Raw genomic sequence first — 15,089 nt, 5'->3', positions numbered from 1 at the left:
GGGGAGGCGAGGAGGGCGGTGGGGTGGAGCCCGGCGAGGAGGCTCGCGGCTCGCCGGGCCTGCGCGAGGCCGGTCTCGTCCAGCGGGATGTCGGTTTTGCCTTGGAAGCGGCGTTCGACGTTCCAGGCGGTCTGGCCGTGCCGCCAGAGGACGAGCCGGCGCCGGCCGGGTTCGCGGGCCGGGCGGGCGTCACTCACTCGGGCTCCCGACGGCGCGGGCGCGATGGGCCTGGTGGGCGGTGACGCTTTCCGGCAGGTCGACGAGGGGGCAGTCTTTCCAGAGCCGTTCGAGGGCGTAGAACATGCGGTCTTCCTCGTGCTGGATGTGCACGATGATGTCGGCATAGTCCAGCAGGACCCAGCGGCCTTCGCGCTCCCCTTCGCGGCGGACGGGCTTGGCCCCGGCCTCTTCGCGCAGGCGCTTTTCGACCTCGTCCACGATGGCGCGGACCTGGCGGTCGCTCGGGGCCGAGCAGAGCAGGAACGCGTCGGTGATGACGAGCTGCTCGCTCACGTCGTAGGCAAGAATGTCGTCGGCCAGCTTGTCGCCCGCCGCTTCGGCGGCGATCCGGACGAGCTGCGCCGCCCTCTCGGATGCGGTCACGATGCTCTCGCGATCCTCCCTGTAGGCGTCGTCTCCGCCTCCACCTTCTCACGGGCGGCGGACGACCGGCCCCTTTGTCGCCGTGTGGCCGCAGTGGCTGCTGCGCCCCTTCCGCTTCCAGGATATGTGGGCGGATCGTCAGGCGGCGCTGCGGTACAGGGTGCGCTTGTTGATGTATTGGACGATGCCGTCGGGGACGAGGTACCAGATGGGTTCGCCCGAGTGGACGCGGTCGCGGCATTCGGTGGAGGAGATCGACAGGGCGGGGACCTCCATGAGGGAGACGCGCCCGTTGGGGAGCCCGGGGTCGGCCAGGCGGTGGCCGGGACGGGTGACGCCGACGAAGTGGGCGAGTTCGAACAGTTCGTCGGTGTCGTGCCAGGTGAGCATCTTCTCCAGCGCGTCGGCGCCGGTGATGAAGAACAGGTCGGCGTCGGGGCCCTGGAGTTCGCGCATGTCGCGGAGGGTGTCGACGGTGTAGGTGGGGCCGGGGCGGTCGATGTCGATGCGGCTGACGGAGAAGCGCGGGTTGGACGCGGTGGCGATCACGGCCATGAGGTAGCGGTCCTCGGCGGGGGTGATGCCGCGGCCCTCCTTGTGGGAGGAGATGCCGGTGGGCACGAACACGACCTCGTCGAGGGAGTAGAAGTGCGCGACCTCGCTGGCGGCCACGAGGTGCCCGTGGTGGATCGGGTCGAACGTGCCGCCCATGATCCCCAGGCGCCGCTTTTGCGTCATGGCGACGAGAATATCCAGCCGGTCCGGGGGCCGGCACGTCCAGCCCCCGGGATCAGGCGAGGCCGGGCAGCGGCGGGGCGCCGTCCTCCCAGGTCACGACGCGGACGGCCTTGCCGACCTCGACCCTCGGCACGGCACCGTCGGGGAGGACGACCACCTCGGCGGTGAGGCCGAGGGCCTCGTGCAGCGTGTGGACGAGCGCGTCCTCCGGGTCGCCCGACAGGGCCTCGCAGGCGACGAGCAGCCGGACGGACGGGCTGCGCCGGTCGACGACCAGCTGGTAGTGCGGCCGGACGAGCCCGGACCCGAGCAGGACGCGTTCGACCTCGCTCGGGTACACGTTGACGCCGCGGACGACGAGCATGTCGTCGGCGCGGCCGAGGACCTTGCTCATCCGGACCAGGGTCCGCCCGCAGGCGCATTCGCCGCGGGTCAGGGACGCGATGTCGCCCGTCCGGTAGCGGAGCAGCGGCAGCGCCTGCTTGGTGGGGGTGGTGAAGACGAGTTCGCCGGGCGTGCCGTCCTCGACGGGGTCGCCGGTGGACGGGTCGACGGCCTCGACGATGAAGTGGTCCTCGTTGACGTGCAGGCCGTCCTGCTCCAGGCATTCGGTGGCGACGCCGGGGCCGATGACCTCCGACAGCCCGTAGATGTCCATCGCCTTGATCGGCAGCACGTCCTCGATGGCCGTGCGCAGTTCCTCCGACCAGGGTTCGGCGCCGAACAGGCCCGCCTTGAGCGCGGGCAGTTCGACGCCCGCCTCGGCGACGGCCTCGCCGAGCCGCAGCGCGTACGCGGGGGTGCAGGTGAGGATGTCGGCGCGCAGGTCGGCGAGCATCCGCACCTGCCGGTCGGTCATGCCGCCGGACATGGGCACGACGGTCGCGCCGAACGCCACGGCGCCCTGGTGGATGCCGATGCCGCCGGTGAACAGCCCGTACCCGTAGGCGTTGTGGACGATGCTGCCCGGCGACGCGCCCGCGCACGACAGCGAGCGCGCGCACATCGCCGCCCAGAGGTCGAGGTCGGCCTTGGTGTAGGCGACGAGCGTCGGGCGCCCCCGTGTTCCGCTGGATCCGTGCACCGCGGCGACCTGATCACGCGGGACGGCGAGCATCCCGAACGGGTAGTTGTCCCAGAGGTCCTGCTTGGTGGTGAACGGGAGGTTCCGGAGCCCGGCGAGCGTCACGTCGGCGCCGCCGCCGACGCCGGCCTCCTTGAGCCGCCGTCCCTGCACGCCGTCCGCCGCCAGGAGCCGGTCGACGAGACCCCAGAGCCGGTGCCGCTGCAGCGCGGCGCGCTCGTCCAGGGACATCGCCTCGGCCTTGGGGTCGAACATGGGCTGCCTCCCGGGCGCGGCCACAGCCGGACGTGGGCTCCCCGGCGTGGAACCCTGCGGCACGGTGGTTCGTCGGAACTACCATGCCAGACTTGACTTCTCCGCTTGGAAAGAAGTCTCCCGTTGAGGTCTGATACCGGCTCCACAGGCGTTTCGCCTTTCCGCCGACCCGATGGCCGATGCGCGCTTTCACGGCCATGTTGTAAACCAGACGGACACAACCGAAAGTGCGGCTCAGATGCTCGGCCTGCTCCGAGGCCGGGTAGAAGCGGTACCGGAAGGACCGGCGGACACACCGCGTCACGCCGTCAGCACTCGCCGCCTCATCGCCCGCCCGCAGGGAGGGCTTTGCACCCTTCAGGAGGTCAGACATGACGGAGAACACACCGGATCGAGCACGCGCGCGGTTCCCGGGGATCAGTTCCCGCGCCTATGAGCACCCGGCGGACCGGTCGGCGCTGGTGGCGCTGCGCTCGCTGTCCGGGTTCGATGTCGTGCTGCGCAAGCTGTCGGGGCTCGTCAACGAGCGTTCGCTGCGGCTGATGTTCCTCGGCGGGACGGTGCGCGTCGGCGATGACCAGTTCCGCCACATCCACGACATGGTCCGGGACGCGTGCTACGTCCTGGACATGCCGGAGGTACCGGAGCTGTACGTCCGGCAGGACCCGACGCCCAACGCGATGGCGCTCGGCTCCGACCATCCGTTCATCGTGCTGAACACCGGGCTGATCGACCTGCTGGACGAGGAGGAGCTGCGGTTCGTCGTCGGGCACGAGGTCGGGCACATCCTGTCCGGGCACGCGGTGTACCAGACGATGATGCAGATCCTGCTGCAGCTCGGGTCGCGGCTGGCGTGGCTGCCGCTCGGCAACATCGGCATCGCGGCGATCATCATCGGGCTGCGCGAGTGGTTCCGGAAGGCGGAGCTGTCGTCGGACCGGGCGGGGCTCCTCGTCGGGCAGGACCTCGACGCGGCCAAGCGGGTGAACATGAAGCTCGCCGGCGGGACGCGGCTGACCGAGATGAGCAGCGAGGCGTTCCTGCAGCAGGCGCGCGAGTACGACGCGGCCGGCGATGTGCGCGACGGCATCCTGAAGTTCCTGAACCTGCTCGGGCAGTCGCACCCGTTCGCGGTGATCCGGTTCGCCGAGATCGACCAGTGGGCGCGCGGCGGCGAGTACGAGCGGATCCTCGCCGGTGACTACCCGCGCCGCGACGACGACGGCGACGCGTCGGTCAGCGACGGGATCAAGGACGCCGCCAAGTCGTACCGGGAGTCGTGGGAGCGGACGGCCGACCCGTTCGTGGGCAAGGTCCGCGACATGGCGGACGCGGCGGCGGGCGCGGCCGGAGGGCTGTTCGACCGGTTCGCCCGGCGCGACAACGGGCCGACCGACGGCAACTGACCGCGGCGAAAGGCCGGGCCGCCGCGACACGGACGCGGCGGCCCTTTCGCGTCTAAAAGGGGCGGTCGCGTCTAAAAGGGGCGGTCGCGTCTAGAAGGGGGCGGGGACGAGGAGTTCGACGTTGCGGTCGGCGGCCTCGCCGCGGCGGTGCTCCTCGCGGTCCTGCCAGTCGTTGCCCGCCAGTTCGCGCGACAGCGACGCCAGCCGGACGGGGTCGGTGAGGCGACCGCCGTAGGACGCGGGTCCGGCGGAGTCGAGGATCGTCGCGAAGACCGACAGGGTGCCGTCGCCGTTGTCGGCCAGCTCGACGATGCGGCTCTGCTGCGGGAAGTCGACGTGCGCGGCCGTGTTGACCTCCCAGAAGCCCCCTCCGGCCTTGCGGGCGTGCGGGATGACCTGGTTTCGGTGCGTGTGGCCGTTCACCCACAGGACGACGTTCGGGTAGCGCAGGAGGAGGGCTTCGATCTCGTCCCCGAGGACGCGGTCGCCGCCGAGCGGGTTCTCCAGCGAACCGATCGGGTGATGGCTGAACAGGACGAACAGCCGGTCCTTCACTGCCTGCTTGACGACGGAGCCGTCCGGGGCGAGGTACCGGCTGCTGCCGGCCTTGAGTTGGGCTTCCAGCCATGCGAACTGCTTCTTGTCGAGCGAGCCCTCGGAGTAGCCGTTCGGGTTGACGGTGTCAAGGACGAGGCCGCGCACGACGCCCTTGTCGAAGCCGTAGTAGGCCGTCCCGTCGCGGAGGTTGGCGAGGGTGAAGCCGTGTCCGTGCAGCGAGGCGGTCGTCTTGAAGTGCTCGGTCACGACTTCGCGGCGCGACAGCATCCGGCGGTTCAGGTCGGGTGTCACGGGACGGAAGAGGCCCCCGGCGCCGCCCTGCTCGCGGCTGAGCCGGACGAGTTCGGCGGCGTCGCCCTCGCTCACCATGCGGGCGAGGCGTTCGGCCTGTCCGTCGTCCGCCGGTGCGCCGATCTTGATGCCGCCGGTGGCGAGGCCGGAGACGAGCGGGTTGACCGGCAGGTTGCCCTGGATGAGGCCGTCGTGGTTGCCGAACGCCGCCATCCACGGCGCGTCCAGGCCGGTCGCCTGGAACGGGTGGCGCGCGGCGTCGATCAGGCCCTTGACGCGCGGGAACCCGTACGTGGTGGTCGGGATGTCGGCCTTGGCGCCGGGCGGTGCCCCCTCGGGGTGCCAGAACGCCCGGTCGTAGGACGCCCAGTCCATGACGCCCTCGTACCGGTCCGGGTCGCCGGAGTCGGGGCGGACGCGTCCGCCGTCCAGCAGGTCGATGATCCAGCGCATCTCGTTGTACTGGACGTTGTCGGCGGCGTCGCCGGTGTTGATCGTGAACGCGAGGCCGAGCCCGGTCGCGGGGCCGCGCCCGACCCTGTTCATCGCCTGCACCATCGCCTCGGCGACGTGCGTGGTCAGGATCTCCTGCGGCCGGTAGGCGCCCTCGACCGGCAGGATGCCGAGGCCGTCCTTCAGCCGGTCGATGAACTCGACCCGGGCCGGGGACTGCGCGTCGATGATGTGCACGTCGGTGAGGTGGCCGAAGGCGAGGACGCCGCGGCGGGTGGCGGCGCGCCGCGCGGACGCGGCCCCGCCCAGGTCGCGGCGCAGCAGATGCGGCTCGCCGGGCCCGGTGATCACCGGGCGGTATCCGCCGGCGCCCGCGGCGCCGAGCACGTACGTCCGGTCGAGGGTGGTGCCGGAGACGGGGCCGCGCAGCGCGGGCGCGGCCGCGGCGGCGGGACGCGCGGGGAACGCGGCCAGTCCGGTGGAGGCGATCCCCGCGCCGAGGGCGGCGCCCTTCAGGACACGGCGGCGGCTGTACTCACGAGTCACAATCGTGAATCAGACCATAGCCGCCAACGTGACATCAATGGCAAAAATGTCACAACTTGGACGGTGGCCGCCGGTGGCCGTCAGCCGCGGACGTGCCCCTCCCCCGTCACCACGTACTTCGTGGACGTCAGTTCCGGCAGCCCCATCGGGCCCCGGGCGTGCAGCTTCTGCGTCGAGATGCCGATCTCCGCACCGAACCCGAACTCCTCGCCGTCGGTGAAGCGCGTCGAGGCGTTCACCATCACGGCCGCCGAGTCGACCAGGGCGACGAACCGCTTCGCGGCCGGCTGCGACGCCGTGACGATCGCCTCGGTGTGGCCCGAGCCGAACTTCCGGATGTGCGCGACGGCGTCGTCCAGGGAGTCGACCACGCGGGCGGCGATGTCGAGCGACAGGTACTCGGCGTACCAGTCGTCCTCGGTCGCCTCCAGGACATCGGTGCCGTACGAGCGGATCCTTTCGTCGCCGTGGACGGTCACCCCGGCGTCCTTGAGCGCCGCAAGCGCGCGCGGGACGAAGGTGTCCGCGATGTCGGCGTGCACCAGGAACGTCTCCGCCGCGTTGCACACCGAGGGACGCTGCGTCTTGGCGTTCACCAGGATGTCCACGGCCATGTCGACGTCGGCGGCGGCGTCCACGTAGACGGCGCAGTTCCCGACACCCGTCTCGATCACCGGGACGGTCGACTCCTCCACCACCGAGTTGATCAGCGAGGCGCCGCCGCGCGGGATCAGCACGTCCACCAGGCCGCGCGCCCGCATCAGGTGCTTCACCGACTCGCGCGACGTCCCCGGAACGAGCTGCACCGCGTCCGCCGGGACCTCGGTGCCGGCGAGCGCGCCCTGCATCGCCTCGACCAGCGCCGTGTTCGACTCGTGCGCGGACGACGAGCCGCGCAGCAGCGCCACGTTCCCGCTCTTCAGGCACAGCGCGGCGGCGTCCACGGTCACGTTCGGGCGGCCCTCGTAGATCATCCCGACGACGCCGAGCGGCACCCGCACCTGCCGCAGCTCCAGGCCGTTCGGCAGCACGTTCCCGCGCACCGACTCCCCCACCGGGTCCGGCAGCGCGGCGACCTTCCGGACGGCGTCGGCGATCGCGGCGATCCGCCGCTCCGTCAGGCTGAGCCGGTCGATCATGTACTCGGAGGTGCCGTTCTCCCGGGCCCGCGCGACATCGGCCTCGTTGGCCTTGACGATCTCCGGCGCGGCCTCGACCAGCGCGTCCGCGATCCGGTGCAGCGCCGCGTCCTTCACCGCGCGCGGCAGCGGCGCCAGCCCGGCGGCGGCCTCCCTGGCGCGCCGCGCCACCCGCAGGAATTGCTCGCGCTCGTCGTCGCTCATCACACGTCCTCTCTCATCGAGGTGCGGTCTGCCGGGGTTGAGCGGGCGCTCAAAACCCCGGCACGCCGCAGGTCAACGTTCGTCGGTGAGGATCACCAGGTGGTCTCTGTGGATCAGTTCTCGTTCGTATTCCGCGCCCAGTTCTCTCGCCAGCCAGCGGGTCGAGCGCCCCATCAGGTCGGGGATCTCGGACGCGTCATAGTTCACCAGGCCGCGCGCGACGACGTGGCCACCGGTGTCGCACAGGTCGACCGGGTCGCCCGCGGCGAAGTCGCCGTCCACGCCCGTCACACCGGCCGGGAGCAGCGACTTGCGGCGCCGCACGACCGCCTCGACCGCGCCCTCGTCCAGCGTGACGCGGCCCTGGCCGGTGGTGGCGTGCGCGAGCCACAGGTTGCGGGTCGACATGCGGCGGCCCTCGGCCGGGTGGAACAGCGTCCCGGCCCGGTCGCCGGCGAGCGCGTGCGCGGCGGACGCGGCGTTGGTCAGCACGACCGGGATGCCCGCGATCCGCGCCGCCTCGACCTTGGTGACCATGCCGCCGGTGCCGACGCGCCCGGACCGGCCGAGCTTGACGTCCCGCAGGTCGTCCGGGCCGCGGACGTCGTCGACGCGGCGGACGCCGGGCTGGCGCGGGTCGCCGGTGTAGAGGGCGTCGACGTCCGACAGCAGGATCAGCGCGTCCGCGCGGATCAGGTGCGCGACGAGCGCGGCGAGCCGGTCGTTGTCGCCGAACCGGATCTCGTCGGTCGCGACGGTGTCGTTCTCGTTCACGATCGGCAGGACGCCCAGCGCGAGGAGCTGCGCGAGGGTGCGCTGCGCGTTGCGGTGGTGCGAGCGGCGCATCATGTCGTCGGCGGTGAGCAGCACCTGCCCGACCGTCAGCGCGTACCGGGCGAACGACGAGGTGTACCGCGCGAACAGCAGGCCCTGCCCGACGCTCGCCGCCGCCTGCTGGGTCGCGAGGTCCTGCGGGCGGCGGGTCAGCCCGAGCGGGCCGAGACCCGCGGCGATCGCGCCGGAGGACACGAACACGATCTCGGTGCCGCTGGCGCGGCGGGCGGCGAGGACGTCCACGAGCGCGTCGATGCGGTTCGCGTCGATCGTCCCCTGCGGCGTGGTCAGCGAAGACGACCCCGCCTTCACGACGATCCGCCGCGCCTTGGCGATCGCCTCCCGATCGCTCATGCCCCTGCTCCCGGTGAGGAGGCGACCCCCCGCGCCAACTCGCCGCCGCTCATGACCAGCCGTCCAGGCGCCGGTCGGTGCCGCGGGGGCCCATGGCAGCCTCGCCGGCCGGGACCTCCGGCTCCCAGTCGAACACGATCGAGTCGTCGGCCGTGCCGATCAGGACGGTGGCGCCGGCGGTGGCGCCCGCGTCGGCGAGCGCCGTCTCCACGCCGAGCCGGGCGAGCCGGTCGGCGAGGTAGCCGACGGCCTCCTCGTTCGCGAAGTCGGTCTGCCGCAGCCACCGGACGGGCTTCGTCCCGGTGATCAGGTACGTGTTGTCGCCCATGCTCTTGACCTCGAAGTCGGTGTCCCCGCCGACCGGCTCGGGCCGGATCACGATGCGGGTCGGCTCCGCCGGCGGCAGCGACGCCCGGAACTGCGACACCATCGCCGCCATCGCGAACGACAGCTCCCGCAGCCCCGCGTGCGTGGCCGCCGACACCTCGAACACCTTCAGGCCGCGCGCCTCGAAGTCGGGCCGCACCATCTCGGCGAGGTCGCGGCCGTCCGGCACGTCCACCTTGTTGAGGACGACGATGCGCGGCCGGTCCGACAGCGGGCGGTCGCCCAGCACCCGGTCGTACGCCTGCAGTTCGCGCTCGATGACCTCGAAGTCGCTGACCGGGTCGCGTCCCGGCTCCATCGTGGCGCAGTCGAGGACGTGCGCCAGGGTGGACGAGCGCTCGATGTGGCGGAGGAAGTCCAGGCCGAGGCCGCGGCCCTCGCTGGCGCCCTCGATCAGGCCCGGCACGTCCGCGACCGTGAACGTCGTATCGCCCGCGCTCACCACGCCGAGGTTCGGGATCAGCGTCGTGAACGGGTAGTCGGCGATCTTCGGCTTCGCGGCGGACAGCGCGGCGATCAGCGACGACTTGCCCGCGCTGGGGAACCCGACGAGCGCGACGTCGGCGACGCTCTTCAGCTCCAGCACGACGTCCGCCTCGTCGCCCGGCTCGCCGAGCAGCGCGAACCCGGGGGCCTTGCGCTTGGCGGACGCCAGCGCGGCGTTGCCGAGCCCGCCGCTGCCGCCCTTGGCGATCACGTACCGGGTGCCCTCGCCGACCAGGTCGGCCAGGACCGTGTCGCCCGCCTTCACGACGGTGCCGTCCGGGACGGGCAGGATCACGTCGCCGCCGTCCGCGCCCGTCCGGAGGCTGCCCTGCCCCGGCTTGCCGTTGCCGGCCCTGCGGTGCGGACGCCGGTGGTATTCCAGCAGGCTGGCCGCGTTGGAGTCGACGACGAGGACGACGTCGCCGCCGCGGCCGCCGTTCGCGCCGTCCGGTCCGCCGAGCGGCTTGAACTTCTCCCGGTGGATCGAGGCGCACCCGTTGCCGCCGTTGCCCGCGGCGGTGTGCAGCACCACCCGGTCGACGAACTGCGCACCCGATCCCGCTCCAGCGGCCACGGCGAACTCTCCTCATTGAAAACGGCGAAGGGACGGACCGAAAACCGGTCCGCCCCTTCGAAAAGCTTCTTCCCTCGGCGGACTATTCCGCCGGCGGGACAACGCTCACCGCGTTGCGACCGCGGTAGCGGCGGAACTCCACCGCGCCCGCGACCAGCGCGAACAGGGTGTCGTCGCCGCCGCGGCCGACGCCGGGGCCGGGGTGGAAGTGGGTCCCGCGCTGCCGGACGATGATCTCGCCCGCGTTGACGACCTGGCCGCCGAACCGCTTCACGCCGAGGCGCTGGGCGTTGGAGTCGCGACCGTTACGGCTGGACGATGCGCCCTTCTTGTGTGCCATGAGACCGCTCTCCCTTACTTCCCGGCCTTGATACCGGTGATCTTGACCTCGGTGTAGGGCTGACGGTGACCCATCCGCCGCTTGTACCCGGTCTTGTTCCGGTAGTGCATGATGTTGATCTTCGGGCCCTTGACCGCGCCGAGGATCTCGGCGGTCACCTCGTAGCGGGCGAGGTCGGCCACCTTGCTGACGACGTCGTCGCCGTCCACGACCAGCAGGGCCTGGAGCTTGACGGTCGAACCGACATCGCCGGCCAGCTTGTCGACGGTCAGCACGTCATCGACGGCGACCTTCTCCTGCCGGCCGCCTGCGCGGACAATCGCGTACACCGCGGAAACCCTTCGTCTGCGCGCGCTTCCGGACTGAACCGGTCCCACGCGTGGCTCACCAGCCCCCGGATGGGGGCCTACCCCCGGCACCGGGCCGAGGGCGGCACACCAGAGGAGACCTCTGGCGCTCTCTGCTTGACCCCGCCGGATCGGCGGGTTGAGCACCGAACGATCCCCGGAGGGTTCGCGGTGCGAGTTCGGACGACGCGCCACGACGCGCCGACGTCCAAGAGTACCGGATGCCCTGACCGGAACGCGAACGCGTCCGGTCAGGGCGGCACCCTCGTCAGTCCGAGGATTCGGTGGTCTCGGCGGCGGCCCGGGAGTGGCTGTCGGGCTCGGCCTCGGCCTCGGCGGGCGCCGTGCCATTGGGCTCGGCCTCGGCGGGCGTCGAGCCGTTGGGCTCGGCGTCGGCTTCGGCGGGCGCCGTGCCATTGGGCTCGGCCTCGGCTTCGGCGGGCGCCGTGCCGTTGGGCTCGGGCTCGGCGGGGGCGGAGCCGTTGGGCTCGGCGGCGACCGCGTCCGCGGTCGCCCCTGCGCCGTTCAGGTCGGACGGTCCCGTGCCGTTGGCGGTGACCGCGACGGGCTCGGCGGAGTCCAGAGTGCCCGGCGAGGTGCCGGTGGTCTCGTCGGCGGCGTCGGCGGCCTCCACGGCGGCCTGGGCCGGGGACTCGTCGATCTCCGGCGGCGGACCGGCCGGGCGCTTCGCCGGACCCGACTTCTTCGGACGGGACCGCACCGGCTCCGGCTTCTCCGCCGCGACCGGCGCGGACTCGGCGGGCACGTGCTCGGCCGGCACGTGCTCGGCCGGCTGCTCCTTGGCCTTGGGCTCGTGCTGGGCCAGCTTCTCCTCGACGGCCTTCTCGACCTCGCCCTTGCGCTTGCGGCGGCGGCCGCTCTCCTTGCCGGCCGCCTTCTCCGTCTTCGACTCGACCGGCGTCAGGTGGACGTGGATGCCGCGGCCGTTGCAGGACTCGCAGGTCTCCGAGAACGCCTCCAGCAGGCCCTGGCCGACCCGCTTGCGGGTCATCTGGACCAGGCCGAGCGAGGTGACCTCGGCGACCTGGTGCTTGGTACGGTCCCGCGACAGGCACTCGACGAGGCGGCGCAGCACAAGGTCGCGGTTGCTCTCCAGCACCATGTCGATGAAGTCGATCACGACGATGCCGCCGATGTCGCGGAGCCGCAGCTGGCGGACGATCTCCTCGGCCGCCTCCAGGTTGTTGCGGGTGACGGTCTCCTCCAGGTTGCCGCCCTGCCCGGTGAACTTGCCGGTGTTGACGTCGATGACCGTCATGGCCTCGGTCTTGTCGATCACCAGCGAGCCGCCGGACGGCAGCCACACCTTCCGGTCGAGCGCCTTCGCGATCTGCTCGTCGATGCGGAACGCCGACAGGGCGTCCTGGTCGCCCGCCCAGCGCTCGACGCGCTCGGCCAGATGCGGGGCCACGTACTCGACGTACTCGGAGACGGTGTCCCACGCCTCGGCGCCGGACACGACGAGCTTGGAGAAGTCCTCGTTGAAGATGTCGCGGACGACCCGGATCGTCAGATCGGGCTCGCCGTAGAGCAGCGACGGCGCCGAGGCCGTCTTGACCTTCTTCTGGATGTTCTCCCACTGCGCGGCCAGACGCGACACGTCCCGCGAGAGCTCTTCCTCGGTGGCGCCCTCGGCGGCGGTGCGGACGATCACGCCCGCGTTCTCCGGCATGACCTTCTTCAGGATCGACTTGAGCCGGCTGCGCTCCTTGTCGGGCAGCTTGCGGCTGATGCCGGTCATCGAACCGTCCGGCACGTACACGAGGTAGCGGCCGGGCAGCGAGACCTGGCTGGTCAGCCGGGCGCCCTTGTGGCCGAGCGGGTCCTTGGTGACCTGGACGAGCACCGACTGGCCCGACTTCAGCGCCGACTCGATGCGGCGCGGCTGGCCCTCCAGGCCGGACGCGTCCCAGTTGACCTCGCCCGCGTACAGGACGGCATTGCGGCCCTTGCCGATGTCGACGAACGCCGCCTCCATCGACGGCAGGACGTTCTGCACCTTGCCCAGGTACACGTTGCCGACGTACGACTGGTGCGTGGCGCGGTTGACGTAGTGCTCGACGAGGACGTCGTCCTCCAGGACGGCGATCTGGGTGCGCTCGCCCTCCTGCCGGACCACCATGAGCCGCTCGACGGCCTCGCGGCGCGCCAGGAACTCCGCCTCGGTGATCACCGGCGGGCGGCGGCGGCCCTGCTCGCGGCCCTCGCGGCGGCGCTGCTTCTTGGCCTCCAGGCGGGTCGAGCCCCGCACGGACCGGACCTCGTCCTCGGCGGCGGCGCGCTCCTCCCGGGCGCTGCGGACGTGCACGACGGTGTTCGGCGGGTCGTCGACGGTGCCGGTGCCGTTCTCGCCGTCGGACCCGGTACGGCGCCGGCGGCGGCGACGGCGGCGGCTCGTCGCGCCCTGGCCGTCGTCGTCCTCGTCGTCGGCGTCGGCCTGGGACTCCTGCTCGGGCTCCGCCTTGGGCTCCTTCTCCTTGCCCTTGGCGCCCTTGCCGCCGGACTTGGCGGCCTTCTCGCCCTTGGTGCTCTTGGCGCTCTTGGCGCCCTTCGTGCTCTTGGCCGCCTTGCCGGCCGGCTCGTCCTTGGGCTCCTCGTCCTTGAGCTCCTCGGCGGGCGCCTCGTCCTCGCCGTCCTCCTTGCCGCGGCCCCGGCCGCGGCCCCCGCGGCGGCGGCGCCGGCGAGACGGGCGGTCGTCGGAGTCGTCCTCGTCCGAGGGGCCGTTGTCACGGTCGTCGTCGCCGGTGTCGTCCTCGGCGTCCGCGGGCTCGGCGGCGGGCTCGGCGGCGGCCTTCTTCGGGGCGGGCGGCTCGGCCTTCGGCTGCGGCGGCTGGAAGACGACCATCGGCGGCTGGAACGTCACGCCGGGGATGCCGACGCCGCTCGCGGGCTCGGTCTCCGACACCTGCTCGGGGGACACCTCGGCGCCCGCGACCGGGACGGACGGCACCTGCGGCACCTGCGGCGCGGCGGCCGCGGCGGCGCGGCGGCGGGTCCGGGTGCGGGGCGCCGGCGCCTCGTCGGCGGGCTGCTCCGCGGGCTCGGACGCGGCCTCCGGGGACGCCTCGGCACCCGTCATCGGGACGGGCTCGGGCGTCTCGGCGGCCTTGCTCCTGGCGCGGCTGCGGGTCCGGGTCGCCCGCTTGGGCGCCTCGGGCGTCTCGGGCGTCTCGGGCGCTTCGGCGGCGGACGCGGCCTCCGGCGCGGCGGGGGCCGCGGCCGGGGCGTCGTCCATGTCGGGCGGCGGCCCGGCCGGGCGGCTCGCGCGGCGCGGCCGCGACGTCACACCACCGGTCTCCGCCTGCGGGTCCGCGTGGTCGGCGGTCTCGTTGTCAGTGCCATCGGCCGTGGCCGAATCGGCTTCGTTCTCAAGCATCCGGGCAATCTCCCGTCAGGCTCCCGGGCGCGTCCGCCCGCTCCGCCAGGGGCGGATCGGTGCGGTGCGCCGCACGAGAGCACCTCGTCGTTCATCGGTGTCGTCGCGGCCGGGCTGTGCCCGGCCATGACGACCAAGTCGTCGGGGGTGCGCCTGCCCTACCCTGCGGACCGGTTCCGTGCAACCACGGCTTCGGCCCACGGTCAGGCGCTGACGGCATCCGCGCTCGCGGCGTCCCCGGGCTGCGGCCGCTCCTGGCCGCGGGCCGTCGCGGCGTCGTCGCCGGACGGCAGGCCGATCTCCCGGTCGGGATCCAGGGGATCCGCGAGGCCACCGGTGTCCGCGTCGAGGGGCCCCTGCGCCAGCCTGGTCACCAGCGGTGGTGACGGCGGCGCGAGGTCGGCGACCTGGCGCAGTCCGGTGAGGATGTCGTCGGGTCGTACGGCGGGTGTGGAATGCCGAACAACCATTCGAAGTATCGCACAAGGGGCATCCACCGCCTCCGCGGCGCGCCGGTCCAGCTCGCAGACGGACACGGCGGCGCGCACGTCGAAACGGCGCCGTCCCTTCTTCGTGAGGCGTTCTACCTCGATCTCCGGGGCGGCCATGAAGGCGGCCACGGCGGCGGCGGCGTCGCGCTCGGCCACGCCGTCCAGCCGGATCCGCCATTCGGACGCTTGGAGCCGATCGGCGAACGCGGCCGGCTTGACCGGCGCGTCGCCGCGTCCCGCCCCGGCCGGCACGACATCGACGATGTCGAGCCCCGGCGGCAGGGCCGCGTCCAGATCGGCCCGCACCCGCGCAGGGTCGCGGGTCTCGGTGAGCCCGATCTCGAGGTATTCCGCCTCACTGGCCACCCCTGTCGCCGCCGCACCCGCGTACGAGATCTTCGGGTGCGGGGTGAATCCGGCGCTGTACGCGACAGGAATCCCGGCGCGCCGAACGGCGCGTTCCACGGCCCGGGATATGTCGCGGTGGCTCGTGAACCGCAGCCTGCCCCGCTTGGCGTAGCGGACGCGCAGGCGCTGGGTCACGGGGGCCGGCGCCGGACCCTCCGGCATGGGTGCCAGGGTTCTGGTCCTTCCTACTCGTG

General features: G+C 72.5%; 13 protein-coding genes and 1 pseudogene. 1 reads left to right on the top strand and 13 read right to left on the bottom strand.

Going from position 1 to position 15,089, the window contains the following annotated elements:
• The 5 genes and pseudogenes from E1293_RS14285 to E1293_RS14265 form a co-directional block, all read right to left on the bottom strand.
• Positions 1 to 197, bottom strand: a 197-nt coding sequence (locus E1293_RS14285; protein ID WP_165978213.1) for a histidine phosphatase family protein, incomplete at its 3' end; no start/stop codon positions are given.
• Positions 190 to 603, bottom strand: coding sequence for a ribosome silencing factor (gene rsfS, locus E1293_RS14280; RefSeq protein ID WP_132197846.1), 414 nt, complete (start codon positions 601 to 603; stop codon positions 190 to 192). The genes E1293_RS14285 and rsfS, both read right to left, overlap by 8 nt.
• 138 nt (positions 604 to 741) lie before the next feature.
• Positions 742 to 1,341, bottom strand: coding sequence for a nicotinate-nucleotide adenylyltransferase (nadD, locus tag E1293_RS14275; protein ID WP_132197844.1), 600 nt, complete (start codon positions 1,339 to 1,341; stop codon positions 742 to 744).
• A 52-nt stretch (positions 1,342 to 1,393) separates the two neighbouring features.
• On the bottom strand, positions 1,394 to 2,680 hold the full coding sequence (locus E1293_RS14270) for a phenylacetate--CoA ligase family protein (protein WP_207938847.1): 1,287 nt from the start codon (positions 2,678 to 2,680) through the stop codon (positions 1,394 to 1,396).
• Positions 2,681 to 2,861: 181 nt separating this feature from the next.
• Positions 2,862 to 2,984, bottom strand: a pseudogene (locus E1293_RS14265) (helix-turn-helix domain-containing protein); the annotation flags it as partial.
• Between the two features lie 67 nt (positions 2,985 to 3,051).
• Between E1293_RS14265 and E1293_RS14260 the strand changes: the two are divergent.
• Positions 3,052 to 4,086: a M48 family metallopeptidase gene (locus E1293_RS14260; RefSeq protein ID WP_132197842.1), complete on the top strand. Its 1,035-nt coding sequence runs from the start codon at positions 3,052 to 3,054 to the stop codon at positions 4,084 to 4,086.
• 90 nt (positions 4,087 to 4,176) lie between these two features.
• Here E1293_RS14260 and E1293_RS14255 read toward each other — a convergent pair whose 3' ends face one another.
• The 8 genes from E1293_RS14255 to E1293_RS14220 form a co-directional block, all read right to left on the bottom strand.
• Positions 4,177 to 5,934 carry a TIGR03767 family metallophosphoesterase gene (locus E1293_RS14255; RefSeq protein WP_132197840.1) on the bottom strand — a complete coding sequence of 586 codons (1,758 nt, stop codon included), beginning with the start codon at positions 5,932 to 5,934 and terminating at the stop codon, positions 4,177 to 4,179.
• Between the two features lie 80 nt (positions 5,935 to 6,014).
• Complete coding sequence (locus tag E1293_RS14250; RefSeq protein ID WP_132197838.1) at positions 6,015 to 7,277, bottom strand: glutamate-5-semialdehyde dehydrogenase; 1,263 nt, start codon at positions 7,275 to 7,277, stop codon at positions 6,015 to 6,017.
• 72 nt (positions 7,278 to 7,349) lie between these two features.
• Positions 7,350 to 8,465 (bottom strand): glutamate 5-kinase, encoded by a 1,116-nt coding sequence (proB, locus tag E1293_RS14245; RefSeq protein ID WP_207938846.1) that lies wholly within the window; start codon positions 8,463 to 8,465, stop codon positions 7,350 to 7,352.
• Positions 8,466 to 8,514: 49 nt separating this feature from the next.
• Positions 8,515 to 9,912, bottom strand: a complete 1,398-nt coding sequence (gene obgE, locus E1293_RS14240) for a GTPase ObgE (protein WP_132197836.1) — start codon at positions 9,910 to 9,912, stop codon at positions 8,515 to 8,517.
• A gap of 82 nt (positions 9,913 to 9,994) precedes the next feature.
• Positions 9,995 to 10,252: a 50S ribosomal protein L27 gene (rpmA, locus tag E1293_RS14235; protein ID WP_075899989.1), complete on the bottom strand. Its 258-nt coding sequence runs from the start codon at positions 10,250 to 10,252 to the stop codon at positions 9,995 to 9,997.
• Positions 10,253 to 10,266: 14 nt separating this feature from the next.
• Entirely contained in the window at positions 10,267 to 10,581 is a 315-nt protein-coding gene (rplU, locus tag E1293_RS14230) for a 50S ribosomal protein L21 (protein ID WP_132197834.1), read from the bottom strand.
• Between the two features lie 286 nt (positions 10,582 to 10,867).
• On the bottom strand, positions 10,868 to 13,996 hold the full coding sequence (locus tag E1293_RS14225; RefSeq protein WP_132197832.1) for an Rne/Rng family ribonuclease: 3,129 nt from the start codon (positions 13,994 to 13,996) through the stop codon (positions 10,868 to 10,870).
• Between the two features lie 203 nt (positions 13,997 to 14,199).
• On the bottom strand, positions 14,200 to 15,057 hold the full coding sequence (locus tag E1293_RS14220) for a TIGR03936 family radical SAM-associated protein (RefSeq protein WP_132197830.1): 858 nt from the start codon (positions 15,055 to 15,057) through the stop codon (positions 14,200 to 14,202).
• Between the last annotated feature and the right edge of the window lie 32 nt (positions 15,058 to 15,089).

It is taken from the genome of Actinomadura darangshiensis (genome assembly GCF_004349235.1).
In the GTDB taxonomy this organism is placed as follows: domain Bacteria; phylum Actinomycetota; class Actinomycetes; order Streptosporangiales; family Streptosporangiaceae; genus Spirillospora; species Spirillospora darangshiensis.
This window is presented reverse-complemented; position numbering and strand designations above follow the sequence as displayed.

Bases quoted from the DNA above. Each gene is read 5' to 3' on its own strand.
- E1293_RS14260 (WP_132197842.1), top strand. From the start codon at position 3,052: ATGACGGAGAACACACCGGATCGAGCACGCGCGCGGTTCCCGGGGATC.
- E1293_RS14250 (WP_132197838.1), bottom strand. From the start codon at position 7,277: ATGAGCGACGACGAGCGCGAGCAATTCCTGCGGGTGGCGCGGCGCGCC.
- rpmA (WP_075899989.1), bottom strand. From the start codon at position 10,252: ATGGCACACAAGAAGGGCGCATCGTCCAGCCGTAACGGTCGCGACTCC.
- E1293_RS14220 (WP_132197830.1), bottom strand. From the start codon at position 15,057: ATGCCGGAGGGTCCGGCGCCGGCCCCCGTGACCCAGCGCCTGCGCGTC.
- E1293_RS14225 (WP_132197832.1), bottom strand. From the start codon at position 13,996: ATGCTTGAGAACGAAGCCGATTCGGCCACGGCCGATGGCACTGACAAC.
- nadD (WP_132197844.1), bottom strand. From the start codon at position 1,341: ATGACGCAAAAGCGGCGCCTGGGGATCATGGGCGGCACGTTCGACCCG.
- E1293_RS14270 (WP_207938847.1), bottom strand. From the start codon at position 2,680: ATGTTCGACCCCAAGGCCGAGGCGATGTCCCTGGACGAGCGCGCCGCG.
- proB (WP_207938846.1), bottom strand. From the start codon at position 8,465: ATGAGCGATCGGGAGGCGATCGCCAAGGCGCGGCGGATCGTCGTGAAG.